Annotated in this window: 18 protein-coding genes and 1 tRNA gene; 11 read left to right on the forward strand and 8 right to left on the reverse strand. The window is 43.6% G+C overall.

Translation table 11 applies throughout. The features are described from left to right. Positions 1-101 precede the first annotated feature (101 nt). The 4 genes from AACQ83_RS16795 to trmB all read right to left on the reverse strand — a co-directional run bounded on the left by AACQ83_RS16795 (position 102) and on the right by trmB (position 3034). Positions 102-824, reverse strand: a complete 723-nt coding sequence (locus AACQ83_RS16795; protein WP_112878754.1) for a YggN family protein — start codon at positions 822-824, stop codon at positions 102-104. A gap of 28 nt (positions 825-852) precedes the next feature. Next, positions 853-1779, reverse strand: coding sequence for a glutaminase B (gene glsB, locus AACQ83_RS16800; protein ID WP_112878755.1), 927 nt, complete (start codon positions 1777-1779; stop codon positions 853-855). Positions 1780-1988: 209 nt separating this feature from the next. After that, on the reverse strand, positions 1989-2315 hold the full coding sequence (locus AACQ83_RS16805) for a YggL family protein (protein WP_112878757.1): 327 nt from the start codon (positions 2313-2315) through the stop codon (positions 1989-1991). Further along, on the reverse strand, positions 2315-3034 hold the full coding sequence (trmB, locus tag AACQ83_RS16810) for a tRNA (guanosine(46)-N7)-methyltransferase TrmB (RefSeq protein ID WP_112878758.1): 720 nt from the start codon (positions 3032-3034) through the stop codon (positions 2315-2317). Before trmB ends, AACQ83_RS16805 begins: the two co-directional genes overlap by 1 nt. Before the next feature lie 241 nt (positions 3035-3275). Between trmB and mutY the strand changes: the two genes are divergently transcribed. The 4 genes from mutY (at position 3276) to AACQ83_RS16830 (ending at position 5992) form a co-directional block, all read left to right on the forward strand. Further along, on the forward strand, positions 3276-4316 hold the full coding sequence (gene mutY / locus AACQ83_RS16815; RefSeq protein ID WP_112878760.1) for an A/G-specific adenine glycosylase: 1041 nt from the start codon (positions 3276-3278) through the stop codon (positions 4314-4316). A gap of 30 nt (positions 4317-4346) precedes the next feature. Further along, the gene (locus AACQ83_RS16820; RefSeq protein WP_112878761.1) at positions 4347-4619 is read left to right on the forward strand and encodes an oxidative damage protection protein; all 273 of its coding nucleotides are present in this window, start codon (positions 4347-4349) and stop codon (positions 4617-4619) included. Positions 4620-4682: 63 nt separating this feature from the next. Further along, positions 4683-5756 (forward strand): membrane-bound lytic murein transglycosylase MltC, encoded by a 1074-nt coding sequence (mltC, locus tag AACQ83_RS16825; RefSeq protein ID WP_112878762.1) that lies wholly within the window; start codon positions 4683-4685, stop codon positions 5754-5756. Positions 5757-5916: 160 nt separating this feature from the next. Next, a tRNA-Phe gene (locus AACQ83_RS16830) sits at positions 5917-5992 on the forward strand. A 386-nt stretch (positions 5993-6378) separates the two neighbouring features. On the opposite strand, the gene AACQ83_RS16835 is transcribed toward AACQ83_RS16830, so the two are convergent. From AACQ83_RS16835 to AACQ83_RS16855, 4 genes are all read right to left on the reverse strand, one after another. Continuing rightward, positions 6379-7380 carry a tyrosine-type recombinase/integrase gene (locus AACQ83_RS16835; protein ID WP_112878763.1) on the reverse strand — a complete coding sequence of 334 codons (1002 nt, stop codon included), beginning with the start codon at positions 7378-7380 and terminating at the stop codon, positions 6379-6381. 78 nt (positions 7381-7458) lie between these two features. Continuing rightward, positions 7459-8481, reverse strand: a complete 1023-nt coding sequence (locus tag AACQ83_RS16840; RefSeq protein WP_240000839.1) for a helicase/relaxase domain-containing protein — start codon at positions 8479-8481, stop codon at positions 7459-7461. A gap of 88 nt (positions 8482-8569) precedes the next feature. Next, positions 8570-8965, reverse strand: a complete 396-nt coding sequence (locus AACQ83_RS16850; protein ID WP_240000840.1) for a TraI domain-containing protein — start codon at positions 8963-8965, stop codon at positions 8570-8572. Positions 8966-9139: 174 nt separating this feature from the next. Next, positions 9140-9385 (reverse strand): hypothetical protein, encoded by a 246-nt coding sequence (locus AACQ83_RS16855; protein WP_113048458.1) that lies wholly within the window; start codon positions 9383-9385, stop codon positions 9140-9142. Positions 9386-9388: 3 nt separating this feature from the next. Between AACQ83_RS16855 and AACQ83_RS16860 the strand changes: the two genes are divergently transcribed. The 7 genes from AACQ83_RS16860 to AACQ83_RS16890 all read left to right on the forward strand — a co-directional run bounded on the left by AACQ83_RS16860 (position 9389) and on the right by AACQ83_RS16890 (position 13833). Continuing rightward, a complete protein-coding gene (locus tag AACQ83_RS16860; protein WP_112878764.1) occupies positions 9389-10411 on the forward strand; it encodes an IS3 family transposase in 1023 nt (340 codons plus the stop codon). Positions 10412-10603: 192 nt separating this feature from the next. Further along, positions 10604-11269, forward strand: coding sequence for a toxin C-terminal domain-containing protein (locus AACQ83_RS16865; protein ID WP_275658145.1), 666 nt, complete (start codon positions 10604-10606; stop codon positions 11267-11269). A gap of 3 nt (positions 11270-11272) precedes the next feature. Further along, on the forward strand, positions 11273-11728 hold the full coding sequence (locus AACQ83_RS16870) for a hypothetical protein (RefSeq protein ID WP_112878766.1): 456 nt from the start codon (positions 11273-11275) through the stop codon (positions 11726-11728). Between the two features lie 345 nt (positions 11729-12073). Next, on the forward strand, positions 12074-12307 hold the full coding sequence (locus AACQ83_RS16875) for an IS3 family transposase (RefSeq protein WP_146748308.1): 234 nt from the start codon (positions 12074-12076) through the stop codon (positions 12305-12307). Between the two features lie 94 nt (positions 12308-12401). Then, positions 12402-12533 carry a hypothetical protein gene (locus tag AACQ83_RS24695; RefSeq protein ID WP_370446069.1) on the forward strand — a complete coding sequence of 44 codons (132 nt, stop codon included), beginning with the start codon at positions 12402-12404 and terminating at the stop codon, positions 12531-12533. Positions 12534-12870: 337 nt separating this feature from the next. Next, entirely contained in the window at positions 12871-13197 is a 327-nt protein-coding gene (locus tag AACQ83_RS16885; protein WP_112878768.1) for a transposase domain-containing protein, read from the forward strand. A 9-nt stretch (positions 13198-13206) separates the two neighbouring features. After that, on the forward strand, positions 13207-13833 hold the full coding sequence (locus tag AACQ83_RS16890; protein ID WP_158537790.1) for an IS4 family transposase: 627 nt from the start codon (positions 13207-13209) through the stop codon (positions 13831-13833). The last annotated feature ends 84 nt before the right edge of the window (positions 13834-13917 follow it).

A 13917-nucleotide genomic window follows, 5' to 3' on the forward strand; every position in this document is an offset into this window, starting at 1 on the left:
AAGGATATTTAGTAAACATTTGCATTCTAGGTAGCGAAAAAAATATGTCAATCTAAATAAGAATCAATTTCAAATTGATTCTTATTTGTAATTATTAGCAATTATTTAATAGAATTCAGTAATTCAATTCTTTGTTGTTCAAGGCCACTGACCTTACCACAAACCTCTTTGCCAAAATGCTGGAAATCTTCTTCCTGAACTCGCCATTCAGCTTTCAAATTATTCTGCAATCCACCCAAGCTACCAAGCAGCGATTGTAATGCCTGATTATTATCACCATTCAGGCTAAATTGTTTATTGCCGATCTCATTTATACTGTCCTGTAACACCCCACCAAGACTTTGCTCGATTAAGCTACGGCTATCTTTTTCAACCTGCTTAATCGCTTGATGGTGGAATGCCATACCATCAGAGCGAGTTTCAATAATTCGATTTATTTGCTGATTAAGCCCTGACTCAAGATCAGACAACCGATTACGCACATTGCTATCCTTACCGATAGTCTCTACTACGACTTTATCCAAGGATTTACGGGCCGTTATCAGGTGCCTTCCGGTTTCTTGTTTAATCCAAGGCAAATCCTGCCGCAAAGCCTGCTGATAACGTTGCGCTTTCTGACGCTGTTCTGTATTTAAACTTAAGTTCTTACCATCACGAATTACTGAACCATCAGGTGAAATCTGGAGATTGCCACTTGCCCCCACAACTTGAACTGATTGAGAAGTAATAATAATGTCATTCTGTGGATTTACCTGGCATTCATAGCCTGCCTGAGTCTGAGCAACAAATAGCAAAGATGCAGCGATGATAATTTTGCGTAACATGTTTTCTCCTAAGAAAATCACCTGAGAGTTAAAAAACGGATCGCCCAACACGATCGGCTAACAATTCTAGAGCAGCACAACCGGCCAAAGAGTTCCCCGATCGATCCAATTCCGGTGACCAAACAGTAACTGTAAACTCTCCCGGCACGACACACACGATCCCACCACCAACACCCGATTTTCCTGGCATACCAATCCTAAATGCAAATTCACCAGAACCATCATACATACCACAGGTCATCATCAGTGCATTAATCTGCCGGGCCTGACGAGGACTAAGGATTTGCTGCTCAGAACCTATCGTACTCCCCTGATTCGCCAAATAAATGAAACATTTAGCAAGCTCAATACAGTTCATTTTCAAAGCGCAATAATGAAAATAAGTTTGCAGTACCGCGAGCACATCGTTATCGAAATTACCGAAGGATTTCATCAGATAGGCAATCGCTGCATTGCGGTAAGAATGTTCCATTTCAGAACGGGCAACTTTGCTGTCGTAACAAATATCAGGACAACCAGCAAGTTTGCGCACCACTTCCAGCATACGCTGTTTAGGTGCACTCAATCGCGACTGCAACATGTCACATACAATTAATGCACCCGCGTTAATAAAAGGGTTACGAGGTTTGCCTTTTTCCAGTTCCAACTGAACTAATGAGTTAAATGGCTGACCAGAAGGTTCCTGCCCGACTCGCTGCCAGATCTCTTGTTCCTGATAACGTGTCATAGCTAAAGTCAGACTTAATATTTTAGAAATAGATTGAATCGAAAAACGCTTCTCAGCATCTCCTGCATGAAATATCTGCCCATCGATGGTACAGATAGCTATTGCCAAGTTATCAGCAGGAACTTCCGCCAGTGCAGGAATATAATTTGCCACTTTCCCTTGACCAATCAGGGGACGAACTTGTCGCAAAATATCCGACAATAACGTATTAGAGAACGTTGTACTCACTGACTTTACTCCAGACAGGGGCGCTAATTAATCACCAGGGCCCCTGTTGTGATTCACGCAAGCTATTTTATAGCGATATACCCGTTATCTTTCAAGTTGCCTCTTTGTTGGCTGCGCTCGCTCACTCCGGTCACATAGTTCGCTATGTTCCCGGGGATTCGCTCCCTAGCCATCGTGATGCATCTTGAAATCCATAGGGTATAGATTAATCAATCCCACCAAACATCAAACAATTCAGAGGTCATAACATCTTCCATACCGCGATCTTTCAGCCATTTTTCAACCAATTGGCGGTGTTCTTCTGTACACATACCAATTTTTTGCAAACAGATTAAGCCTTCCCAATTCAGATAACCGCTGGCATCCAATGCTAAGCCATTGGATTCAATCAACTCATCAATAAATGCATCAACAGTGCTATCGATAACATCTACAGGTGTATTAGATGGGAAATTCCACTTAACAGAAAAACCCAACTCTTTAAATTCATCAATATGCATCTTTTTACGCAAACGACGACTGCGGTTTTTAGCCATTACTTAATCCTCTTAAACATTATGTCCCATACGCCATGCCCCAACCGCTGACCGCGCAATTCAAATTTCGTTATCGGGCGTGAAGATGGACGCGGCACATAATCACCATTTTCAGACAAATTAAGGTAATTATCTACGCCATTCATCACTTCCAACATATGTTCAGCATATGGCTGCCAGTCAGTCGCCATATGGAATACGCCCCCCGCTTTCAACTTGCTTTTTATCAGTTCCACAAATGGTGGCTGTACAATCCTGCGTTTATTATGACGTGCTTTATGCCACGGATCCGGAAAGAAAAGCTGTACCATTTCCAAACTATTATCCGGGATCATGTTTTCCAGCACCTCAATCGCATCATGGCACATCACCCGCAAGTTACCGATATTTTCATCTTCAGCGGAAGCCAGACAAGCACCGACTCCAGGTGCATGAACTTCAATTCCAAGAAAGTTTTTCTCGGGATTCTGGCTTGCCATAGTGACAAGTGATGCTCCCATGCCAAAGCCAATTTCCAGCACAATGGGGGCTTCACGCCCAAAAAGTGCCTTCATATCTAGCTTTTCCGCCTGATATTCAACACCCATTTTTGGCCAGAGATCATCAAGTGCTTGTTGCTGACGATTAGTTAACCGGCCTTGACGACGAACAAAACTCCTAACACGGCGCAACGCCCTGCCATTTTCATCAAATTCCGGCGAAATTACGTTATTTATCATGGTATTTCTGTCAGTTTTAAAGACATTTATTCAGGCACTTATGGCTGCTTTACCGGCAAACCACCTAAAGAGAGCGCATTATCCAAAGATGGGCGATTTTAGCAAGTCCAATAGTGACAAGTACAATTTTAATCCCAGATTGCGCAGTGCTGCAAAAACAAAGTTCCGGTTTACAGTGAAGTAACACTATGTTGCAATCCTGTTCACGAAACACTGATATTCCCTAAAGATAATTATCCCAATGATGGAAGCAAAGCAATTCTCCAAAGTGGTACTGGATTGGTACCATAGTTACGGTCGTAAAACCCTGCCCTGGCAACTGGAAAAGACCTCTTACCACGTCTGGCTTTCAGAAGTGATGTTGCAACAAACCCAGGTTGCGACGGTCATTCCCTATTTTCAGCGCTTTATTTCACGTTTTCCCGATGTGACTTTACTTGCCGCAGCCCCCCTTGATGAAGTCCTTCATTTATGGACCGGTCTTGGTTACTACGCCCGCGCTCGTAATTTACATAAAGCAGCACAACAGATTGTGGAGCGGCACCAAGGGAAATTCCCGACAACTTTTGAAGATGTAGTTGCCCTACCCGGTGTTGGTCGTTCAACAGCAGGCGCAATCCTTTCACTTTCTCAAGGTAAACATTTCCCAATTCTTGATGGCAACGTTAAACGGGTATTGGCCCGCTGTTATGCCGTGGAAGGTTGGCCAGGTAAAAAAGAGGTCGAAAGCAGCCTCTGGCAAATCAGCACCAATGTAACCCCGGTACAAGAGGTGGAATATTTTAATCAGGCTATGATGGACTTAGGCGCAATGGTTTGCACTCGCAGCAAACCGAAATGTGAAATCTGCCCATTAAATCAAGGATGTATCGCTTACGCTAACCATAGCTGGACAAAATATCCCGGTAAAAAACCTAAACAGAGCATTCCTGAGAAAACAGCTTATTTCTTGCTGATGCAGAATAATGATTCTGTCTGGCTAGAACAACGCCCACCAACAGGGATCTGGGGGGGCTTGTTTGCGTTTCCTCAGTTTGAGAGCATGGATTTGCTAAACGGCTGGCTAGAACAATCAGGTATTTCTCACGGTAAACATGAACAACTCACCGCATTCCGCCACACATTTAGCCATTTTCATCTAGATATTGTGCCGATAAAAATAAATATCTTATCCTTTACGACCTGCATGGATGAAAATACAGGACTTTGGTATAACTTACAGCAACCCGCAACTGTTGGGCTGGCAGCACCAGTTGAATATCTATTACAACAACTGAGCTGAATCCCATACCCACTATTTTGAGGATTTATTATGAGCAGAACTGTTTTTTGTACTTTCTTACAACGTGAAGCCGAAGGACTGGATTTTCAGCTTTATCCCGGCGAATTGGGCAAACGCATTTTCAATGAAATTTCCAAAGAAGCGTGGGGACAATGGATGAGCAAACAAACCATGTTGATCAATGAGAAAAAACTCAACACTATGAACCCGGAAGATCGCAAATTACTTGAACAGGAAATGAACAAATTCCTGTTCGAAGGTCATGATATTCAAATTGATGGATATACCCCACCAGAAAAATAATATTTAGCTTTCATCAGAGCCACTGGCTCTGATGTTGTATTCAACACCAGATGGCAATGTAAGATGAAAAAACTGTTAGCGTTGTTTGTTATTGCCCCAATTCTTATTTCCTGTACCAGCAACAAAAATAGTGAATACCGCGAAGAATATATAAAAGATACCAATGGTTTTGATATTTTGATGGGCCAGTTTGCTCATAACATTGAGAACATTTGGGGGTTGCATGAAGTATTAATTGCAGGCCCAAAGGATTACGTTAAATATACCGATCAATACCGGACCCGTAGCCATATCAATTTTGAAGCTGGAACGATCACGATTGAGACAATTTCTCCAATTGACCCTACAACCTATTTACGCAAGGCCATTATCACGACCTTATTAATGGGTGATGATCCAGGTTCCGTTGATCTTTATTCTGATACTAACGATATTCAGATCAGTAAAGAACCTTTCCTTTACGGACAAGTTATGGACAATAATGGCCAACCGATTCGTTGGGAATGGCGAGCAACACACTTTGCAGATTATCTGATTGCCAACAAATTACAAAAACGCCAATCCGGTTTACATGTCATTTGGTCTGTCACTATACAACTGGTACCAAACCATTTGGACAAACGTGCTCATAAATATCTGCCACTGATTCGTCAAGCTTCCATTAAATATGGCATAGATGAATCCCTAATTTTGGCAATTATGCAAATAGAATCCAGCTTCAACCCCTATGCAGTCAGCCGTTCTGATGCACTTGGATTGATGCAAGTTGTACAACATACTGCTGGCCGTGATGTCTTTAAAATGAAAGGTAAATCAGGGCAACCAAGCCGTAGTTATCTATTTGATCCAGGAAATAACATCGATGCCGGCACTGCATATTTATCGATATTACAAAACAGTTATCTGGTTGACATCACTAACGCAACATCTCGCCGCTACGCAGTAATAACGGCTTACAACGGTGGTGCCGGTAGTGTATTAAGAGTATTTTCTAGCGATAAGAAAAAAGCGGCTCAAATTATTAATAACATGGCGCCGGGTGACGTTTATGAAACCCTGACAACCAAACATCCATCGGCAGAATCACGTCGCTACCTGATGAAAGTCAATACTGCCCAGAAAAACTACCATCATTAACACATTAAAATATTAAAAAAATAACGGAGAGCAAATTTTCTACTCTCCATTATTATTTTGCTTATATTTCTAGCCAATCGAATAATTTCAAAGCATAAGTCACTATTTTCAAAGAAATCTATTGACGGGTTCTACCGAATACGGTTTAATGCGCCCCGTTGCCCGGATAGCTCAGTCGGTAGAGCAGAGGATTGAAAATCCTCGTGTCGGTGGTTCGATTCCGCCTCCGGGCACCAATTCAAAACGCGTTGGTTGAGAGATAAGAAGACTCAACGAGCGTTCGATATCGGAACCTAAAAGTGCATCGCGTAGTATTATTCAATCATGCAATATTTCGATGTTAATTAAAGGGGTTCTAGATTCAGGATATCTGAGAAATCAAATGTTCTATTTTCGTTCGAGCGCAATATTTACAAGTTCCATTGTAACTGTCAAGCCATCCAAACCAAAATCAACGAATTAATTAACACGATGTTGTATATCGGTTGTTAAGATTTCCCAATTGATCAGAAGAAGGTGAGTTATGGAAGATTGTATCGGTTCAAAATAATTCCCCATCTTGCAACAGGGAATTATTTATGTAGAAAAAGGCAAATTCAGACAACAGCGAGAATATTCTGTTTTATCCGATTAGCATTTCGCCTCTTTCTGGCTCAACATCAATATACAGCATCAACTCACGCTCCAGCGCACGCCCGGCAATATCCAGATTGATATCAATATATTCCATCGTAGTCGTAATACTGCGATGGCCCAGTAATCCGCGTACCATTTGCAAATTACGATCAGGCGCTTTCATCAGTTCAGTTGCCAAAGTATGCCGGAAACGGTGGGGGCCTACATCAAATCCACACTCTTTTGACAAACGACGAAAGAATGACTTTATCGTCTGTAATTGATCAGTTTCATTTCCTCTGTCTGTTTTGGCAGTAAAATAGTTCACACAGAACAGGGGATCACTGGGTTTTGCCCCAGCGGCTTGCGCACGTTCCAGCAAAATCTCCAGCTGCGGATACAACCATTTCACCACCGGCACCTGGTGTTCATAATGGTTCTTACTCCCCTCAGAGCAAAGAATAATCCGGCGCTCATCCAGGTCAATATCTCCAAGCCGGATATGTAATAACTGATTTTGCCGCATCCCGGTATAACGCAACGTATCCAGTACCGTCAGCCAATACCAAGTCGGATATAATGCACAGCAGGCACGATGGTTATCCCCCATCTGTCGCTCCCGCTCTTCGAATTGCCCCATCGTGAGATACAAGGCTGTCAGTTGTTTTTTGGTCAATGTTTTCTTTTTATTCTTGTTCGCATTAACCACCACACCATTAAATGGGTTTTCCGTTTGGGGCAGTATTTTTTCTTCTATCGCAAAATTGAACACCGCCCTCATATGCGCAATCTTACTGTTCCAGGTCACACCTTTCAGTCCGCGCTGATGCAACACATATCTGCGCCACGCCAGGACCTGCTGTCGGGTTACCTGAGCAGGCCGATTGTCGGCACCTGCAAACACCTGGAATGTATTCACCACCTTGCGATAACTCGACTCAGTAGCCGGTCGCAAGATTTTGGCAAAAAAATATTCATCCAGCAGGTTATCCCAAGTCATACTGTCCATCTCTACTTCATCAATTCATCAATTTAGAAACCCATTGCGGGGCGCAGAAAATAACATATTGTTATTAAAGATGCTTTCTCATGAAATCATGAGAAAAGGGCTATCTTCTGGTACAGAACGGTCACGATAAAGCAAAGTGTTTTTGATTAAGTAGCCATGAACACGTTGATAGGAGCCTGTCCGATCAGCCGAATCATAAAGATGACAACAACAAAAACACTTTCCACGACTTACTCGATGTCGTTCCAACCGCTCGAATGCAGTTTGTACCCGTTTCCATTTTTGGCTAACCTCTTTGCCATCCGCCTGCTTCTTTTCACCGAGAAACAGGAAGAAAATGGCAGGCGCACTCACAAACACAAAACCACTGACCAGATGTATCCGGGCTTTTTGCGTATTAATGGTCATCACATTCTGCATTAAGCCAGCGGACAACCAGTCCCAGAATTGCTCTCCAATACAAGATGTCTCAATAGCATTTTCGTTCTGCAATGTTGTCTGAACCGCGTGTTGTGAAGGCCCCGGCGTGTATGGAGGTACGATTTCCGCTTCACTGGTCATAACCTGTTCTGTCACTGTGCCCGCGACATTCATCCCCATTAGTGACAATAACTGTTGCGTGCTCCCATCCGGCGGCATCCCCTTCTCCGGCGTGACGGTCATGACGGTAGAAGAGATCTCATCAACTGGCCTCACGGCTGATGAAACAATTTCAGTCATCGTGTTATCTTCCTGCCGTCTCTGAGAGGGCAGAACACTTTCCATTGCGGTTAATAAAAGCGTAGCAGAAACATCAGGACTTTTTGAGGCAATAATTTGCGGTGATGCAACCGAGACAGAGAATATTGCCGGCGAACCGGCTTGACTCAGGGCTTCTGTGATTATCTGACCTATCGCGTCATCTTCCTTCATCTCACCGGAGAGAATACAAAACAGCGAAGAGAAGGCATCAGGTATAGACGCCAGCCAGGTCAACGCCTTAGCCGGCAACAACCGCCCGGCGAGTACCCCCCGAAATGACAGGCAACCATCGTCTCCACTGGAGTAGTTTTGAACCGGAAACGATACGGCACCTGCGGCACAGCCAACCCAGGATACCAAGGTTGCCCGTCGTCCAGTTCACCGTCAAACTGGGCTAAAACAGGTAAAAAATGAAATAACGCAGCGTAAAACACCACCGTGTTCCATATCACACTTTGTTCTGCCTGCGTCTCAGGGGCCACACCCGGCGGTAACATCTGTCCTTTTGCAGACGTACCGCAAACGCAGTACATTGCAGAGTCACATCAATCAAGCCGCCCTGATGGGCATAAGGTCCCTGTGGTGGTGCCGGAAGTTGTTGCATCAATGCAACACACTCATGTAACGGGGCCAGCCACAGCGCCTGATAATGTGTTTTGGGTAATGTGCTATTGTCCCACAGAGACTGTAAACACTGTCGCCGCCGGGCAGTATCTAACAGCAGCCTGGACTCAGACGGCAAAAAGTAGCCTGCTTTGACCGTTTCTGGGATGGCGGTGGGTTGTGGAAGTGACTTTTTTCCTGTGGATATTCCCGCCAGCAGGATGTTAATTTTTTTCAACACGATTAATCTCCCCTTTTTTCCCGAAACCCTAGTACATCCTCTGACAGGAACAAGGCAAAACTCTTTTCCCGGGAATAAAAATTAATCGATGAAAACCGCACGCAATAATTCAAACGTTTCCAATTCAACCACGGGTAAACGAAGCGTGTCTCCGGTTCTTCTGTTGAAGTTGAATCAGTCATGATAAGTACAAAAGGCAAGAATTTTATTCAATGATGGCTCATGCAAGAAAGGATTAAGGAAATGAGAAGAACGGGCAATTTCTTTGCGCACAAGCTGAATAATCGGTTCGTTAAGCTGGCTAAAGGCGATGCGGTCGTTATTGAGAAAACGCCAGATAGCTTGGGTCGTCGCGAACGTGGTTTTCTGGGCACTGGCGACATCTTTAATTGCGCAGGCGAGCGGGTCTGAAGGAGTCATAGGTTGTTTAACCAACATCTGGTATCGGCGGTTAAGCCGGGCATCAAGCCCGGCGCGAGTAAAACCCGTGCATGTCAGTGCATAGGTATCTCAGTCAGAACGCTTCAGCGCTGGATGGAATCGCCAGACGGGCAGATACTTGCCGATAGCCGTCCCGAAGCCATTCACCGGCTCCCCGCAAATAAATTATCGGAGACTGAGCGTCAGCAGATTATGGATATTTGCAACTCGCCTGAGTTTGCTGGATTGTCACCAAATGTCATTGTTCCCACACTTGCTGATAAAGGAATTTACATCGCTTCAGAAGCAACCTTTTACAGGATACTTAAAGTGAATAAACGACTGACCAGAAGACGTCGGGAAAACCAGTATAAGCGTCCTGACGCATTAAAAGCCGTATCACCCAATCAGGTCTGGAGCTGGGATATCAGTTATTTGCCTTCATGGATCAAAGGTCAACATTTTTATCTTTACATGATTCTGGACATATTTAGCCGGAAAATTGTTGCTGCTGAAGTCTTCCTCAACGAATCAGGAGAACATGCAGCAAATCTACTCCAACGGGCCGTGTGGAGCGAAAAATGCTCAATCCAGAATATCATATTGCATTCAGATAATGGTGGCCCGATGCGCAGCTACACCATGCTGGCTAAGATGTACAGTCTCGGTATCCTCAGTTCCTATTCTCGCCCTAGGGTCAGTAACGATAACCCGTATTCAGAGTCGCTGTTCCGTACGCTGAAATATTGTCCCTGGTGGCCCGAAAATGGATTCAGTAACATTGATGAAGCAAGGAACTGGGTGACTCGTTTCGTCAGCTGGTGCAATTTTGAGCATAAACATAGCGGGATCAAGTATGTCACCCCAGATGAACGTCACCGGGGCATAGATACCCAAATATTATTGAACAGAAAAGCAGTATACCTAGCCGCACATCAACATCATCCGGAGCGCTGGAGTAAAGAGATCCGTAACTGGGAGCCCATACAGGAAGTTTATCTAAATCCGGAAAAAGAAGCGGCATAAACGTAATTTTACTGCATCAGGCGACAACTGCCTTGAAAAACGCCGCAGTTATTTTCAACGAGGCTTGTCAGCGGTCTGAAATCCCAGCCACTGGGCTGGGATTTTCTTCTCTGTTAACTTGTAACTGATAATAATTTCCTTTGTAAACTAATAACAGAAGGTTGTGCAATAGCTGCTCCGTGCCGAGCTAAAGTGGCAGAGAAAGTCCTAGAGATAGGCGTTAAGGCGGGTATAACCGGAGTGGTAGCGAAGGAAATCGCTGATAAGATTTCTTCAGAAGACTTAGATCATTTGATTATGCTTCAAATGATGGGAAATGATGCAATTACAGAGAGTTACCTAAATACACTTCAGGATAAATACACTCAAGTTGCTAATCCAACTGACCTACCAACACATACCGGTAGTGATCAATCCGGTGATATAAGGAAATACCCTAATCATACAGGAGGAAACCAGCAATTAGAGCCGGGCAGTATACCGAACCATACAGGCAATGAGGAAAATCGGTCTGGTGTTGCGCCAAATCATACCGGCAACACAGAAAGTAAGTCGGATACTAGCGGAAATACCACAATTACTCCGATTCCGGAAGAGCCGAATAAAGACGGCTTAGCTTATCTGGCTCTGAAAGGAAAAGAAACCCAAGAAGCAGCAGGAAAATTAGGCTTTGATCGGAGAATAGCTCCTCCTAAAGCACCATTTAACTCACATGGGCAACCTGTATTTTTTGATGGAAAAACCTATATTACTCCCGATGTTGATAGCCATAATGTTACTAATGGCTGGAAAATATTTGACCGTAGAGGTAAGCGAATGGGGACTTACGATAATGATCTGAACAGAGTTAAGGACTAATTGATGTTTGGTATATTTCCCAGTGATGCACCCATCAGAGAAAACAATGAGCTAATTCTGCCTGCAACAATTATTATTGATACATTTACAGAAGCAGTTCACATACCTTTATCTTATTGGAGCTTTGAGGATTACAAACGAAGTTGGCGAGCTTCTCTTGAGGAGGGTATACACAGTAAAAAACCTGTGGCGCTAGCTGTATCAATGTATGAACCTGATTATACAAATTTTATATTTGTTTGGGTCATATATTCCGCAGGTGAGGAAGTTTTCTTGCAAAATAGCATCCTCTTTTTAGATGAGTGTCCAGTTTTTACTCCAGAGAAGATAAATAACTTCATAGAATCGCGTACTACGCACAATGAAGACGGAATAAAAATATCTGAATGGAATACTGATCTAAATAGCATTATAGATTTTTATAACAGTCTTAAAATTAATACAGAATCCCAGTCTTGAGTTAGAGTTTTTACTTTATTCTCCACTAAATTATAGTTGAGAATAACTTTTTGAGCGCAGATCAGATAGAGGATTTTGCGGCGAAAGCCAAAGGCTGTGAAGCGCGTGGCGATTGCAAACAAATCGTGAAAGAAATGGAAGATCTGAGTCTCATAAAGCTCTGGAAGCCTAGGTCAGACGTCTGGAGATGGAGAAAGCCATTTTAAAGCAGACTACCGTGTTGATGAGCAAGATACCCGGCAAGTTTACGCTTTAATCACACGGCTAAGTCGGCGCTGGCCGGTCACTGACCTTTGTCGTCTCTTGAACGTTTCCCGTAGTGCTTATTATGCCGTGAGCCGGAAAGTGATTGATGATAGCCGGCTGAAAATTAAGATGCGGCTCAGGGAACTACACTCGGCCAGCCGTGGGGCGGCGGGGAGTCGCACGTTAATGCACCCACTAAGGAAAGCCGGTATTCCGGTAGGTCGCTGGAAGGTGTGTCATTTGATGAAAAAGTGCGGTCTGATAAATCGACAACCGGGGGGTATCGTTATCGGATTTGCCCTGAGGAGTCGGTGGATTCGTCGAACCGGGTAAGACGTGAATTTCCCCCCCGGGAAACGAATACCCTTTGGTGTGGGATATCAGCTATATCCGCACAGGGAAAGGCTGGAGCTACCTGGCGGTGGTCATGGATTTGTATTCACGTCGTGTTGTCGGTTGGGCGATGTCATCAACGGCAGACGCAGAGCGGGTTTGTCGGGCATTGCGCCATGCACTGAAGATACGCAGGCCATTTGTTTTCCAGCCGCTTGTACCATAAGGCAAACCCGGTTTTATCCCAGTACAGGATTTTGAGCTTATCTCGCTTTTTGTTGCAAAAGAGAAATAACGCTGCCTGAGTCGGAGACAATTGTATTTCAAACTCAACCCAGACCGCCAGTCTGTCGATAGATTTTCTGAAATCGATAAACTAATACAGACGTACCAGATAATCATGCTGACTAATACCCACTCACAAAATGCACAGGCCTATACACCAAAAGAAACTTCTACCGGGCCTCATGCCTAATGCCGATCAGTTAAGAAAATAAATGATCGGTTGACAGATCCTTAAAAGGTTTCACAATCCGGTGTCAAACTTTGATACCAGATTTTTTATGTCACTTCAATTGTTGCTAGATTCAACCATGTCGTTCAGTGAAGAACTTTCTTCTCTTAATAAACTTAGCCATTTTTTAGATAGCGACCTTCTCAAGCAAGCCTTTGAAAAATCTGGTGGAGCAACTGTGCGTAAGCGACGTTTGCCATTAGATTCAGTCATCTGGTCTGTCATTGGAATGGCTTTTTTTCGTCATGAGTCGGTGTGGGATATCGCCAGTAAACTTGATATTTCATTACCGGGTAAAAAGACGTTGGTCGCACCGAGCGCTATTGTACAAGCCCGTCAACGCCTTGGTGTTGATGCAGTAAAAGAAGTATTTTAATTAATTGCAGTGCGTCATTTTAATACACAGCAATTTGAATCCCAGTGTGGTTTAAACCTTCTTGCTGTTGATGGTGCTGTTTTCAGAACACAGGATAACCCTGAGAATAGAAGCGAGTTCGGTTGTGAAAAAAACAAATATGGAGAAAACGATTATCCCTCGGTAAGAATGTGCTGTTTGATAGAGCTTTCAAGTCATCTATTACTTGAGAGTGCCTTTGATTCACGACATGTGGGTGAAATGACTTTAGCCAGTCGCCTTATTGAACGAACCCCTGATTATTCCTTAACCTTATTTGACAGAGGTTACTATTCCTTAGGCCTGTTAAATCAATGGGCGACAACAGGAATAGAGAGGCTCTGGATGATACCGGCAAAGAAGGATTTAAACTATGAAGAGGTCAGAAAGCTGGGCGATAAGGATTGGCTTGTTACCTTACAAACATCCCCACAATCAAGAAAAAAGTTCACTGATTTACCGGATAAAATAACAGCAAGATTAACAAGTTATACGATAGATAAAAAAGAATATCGTGTATTAAGCTCTTTAGTTTCTCAGCAAAAATATTCTTATGATGAACTAGGGGCTGTTGACGTTTTGAGAGGAATTATTGAACAGCATGATGATTGGGTATAATTGCTTTCGCCAAAAACCAACCATGCCTTACCATCATGCCGAGAACCATGTTATCAAAACCCCTATGGAATACGCTAGCTGTAT

This window comes from Photorhabdus sp. S10-54, assembly GCF_963878145.1.
GTDB classification, from domain to species: domain Bacteria; phylum Pseudomonadota; class Gammaproteobacteria; order Enterobacterales; family Enterobacteriaceae; genus Photorhabdus; species Photorhabdus kayaii.

Bases quoted from the DNA above. Each gene is read 5' to 3' on its own strand.
- trmB (WP_112878758.1), bottom strand. From the start codon at position 3,034: ATGATAAATAACGTAATTTCGCCGGAATTTGATGAAAATGGCAGGGCG.
- mutY (WP_112878760.1), top strand. From the start codon at position 3,276: ATGATGGAAGCAAAGCAATTCTCCAAAGTGGTACTGGATTGGTACCAT.
- AACQ83_RS16835 (WP_112878763.1), bottom strand. From the start codon at position 7,380: ATGGACAGTATGACTTGGGATAACCTGCTGGATGAATATTTTTTTGCC.
- AACQ83_RS16870 (WP_112878766.1), top strand. From the start codon at position 11,273: ATGTTTGGTATATTTCCCAGTGATGCACCCATCAGAGAAAACAATGAG.
- AACQ83_RS16805 (WP_112878757.1), bottom strand. From the start codon at position 2,315: ATGGCTAAAAACCGCAGTCGTCGTTTGCGTAAAAAGATGCATATTGAT.
- AACQ83_RS24695 (WP_370446069.1), top strand. From the start codon at position 12,402: ATGGATTTGTATTCACGTCGTGTTGTCGGTTGGGCGATGTCATCAACG.
- AACQ83_RS16795 (WP_112878754.1), bottom strand. From the start codon at position 824: ATGTTACGCAAAATTATCATCGCTGCATCTTTGCTATTTGTTGCTCAG.
- AACQ83_RS16855 (WP_113048458.1), bottom strand. From the start codon at position 9,385: ATGACTCCTTCAGACCCGCTCGCCTGCGCAATTAAAGATGTCGCCAGT.
- mltC (WP_112878762.1), top strand. From the start codon at position 4,683: ATGAAAAAACTGTTAGCGTTGTTTGTTATTGCCCCAATTCTTATTTCC.
- AACQ83_RS16820 (WP_112878761.1), top strand. From the start codon at position 4,347: ATGAGCAGAACTGTTTTTTGTACTTTCTTACAACGTGAAGCCGAAGGA.
- AACQ83_RS16885 (WP_112878768.1), top strand. From the start codon at position 12,871: ATGTCACTTCAATTGTTGCTAGATTCAACCATGTCGTTCAGTGAAGAA.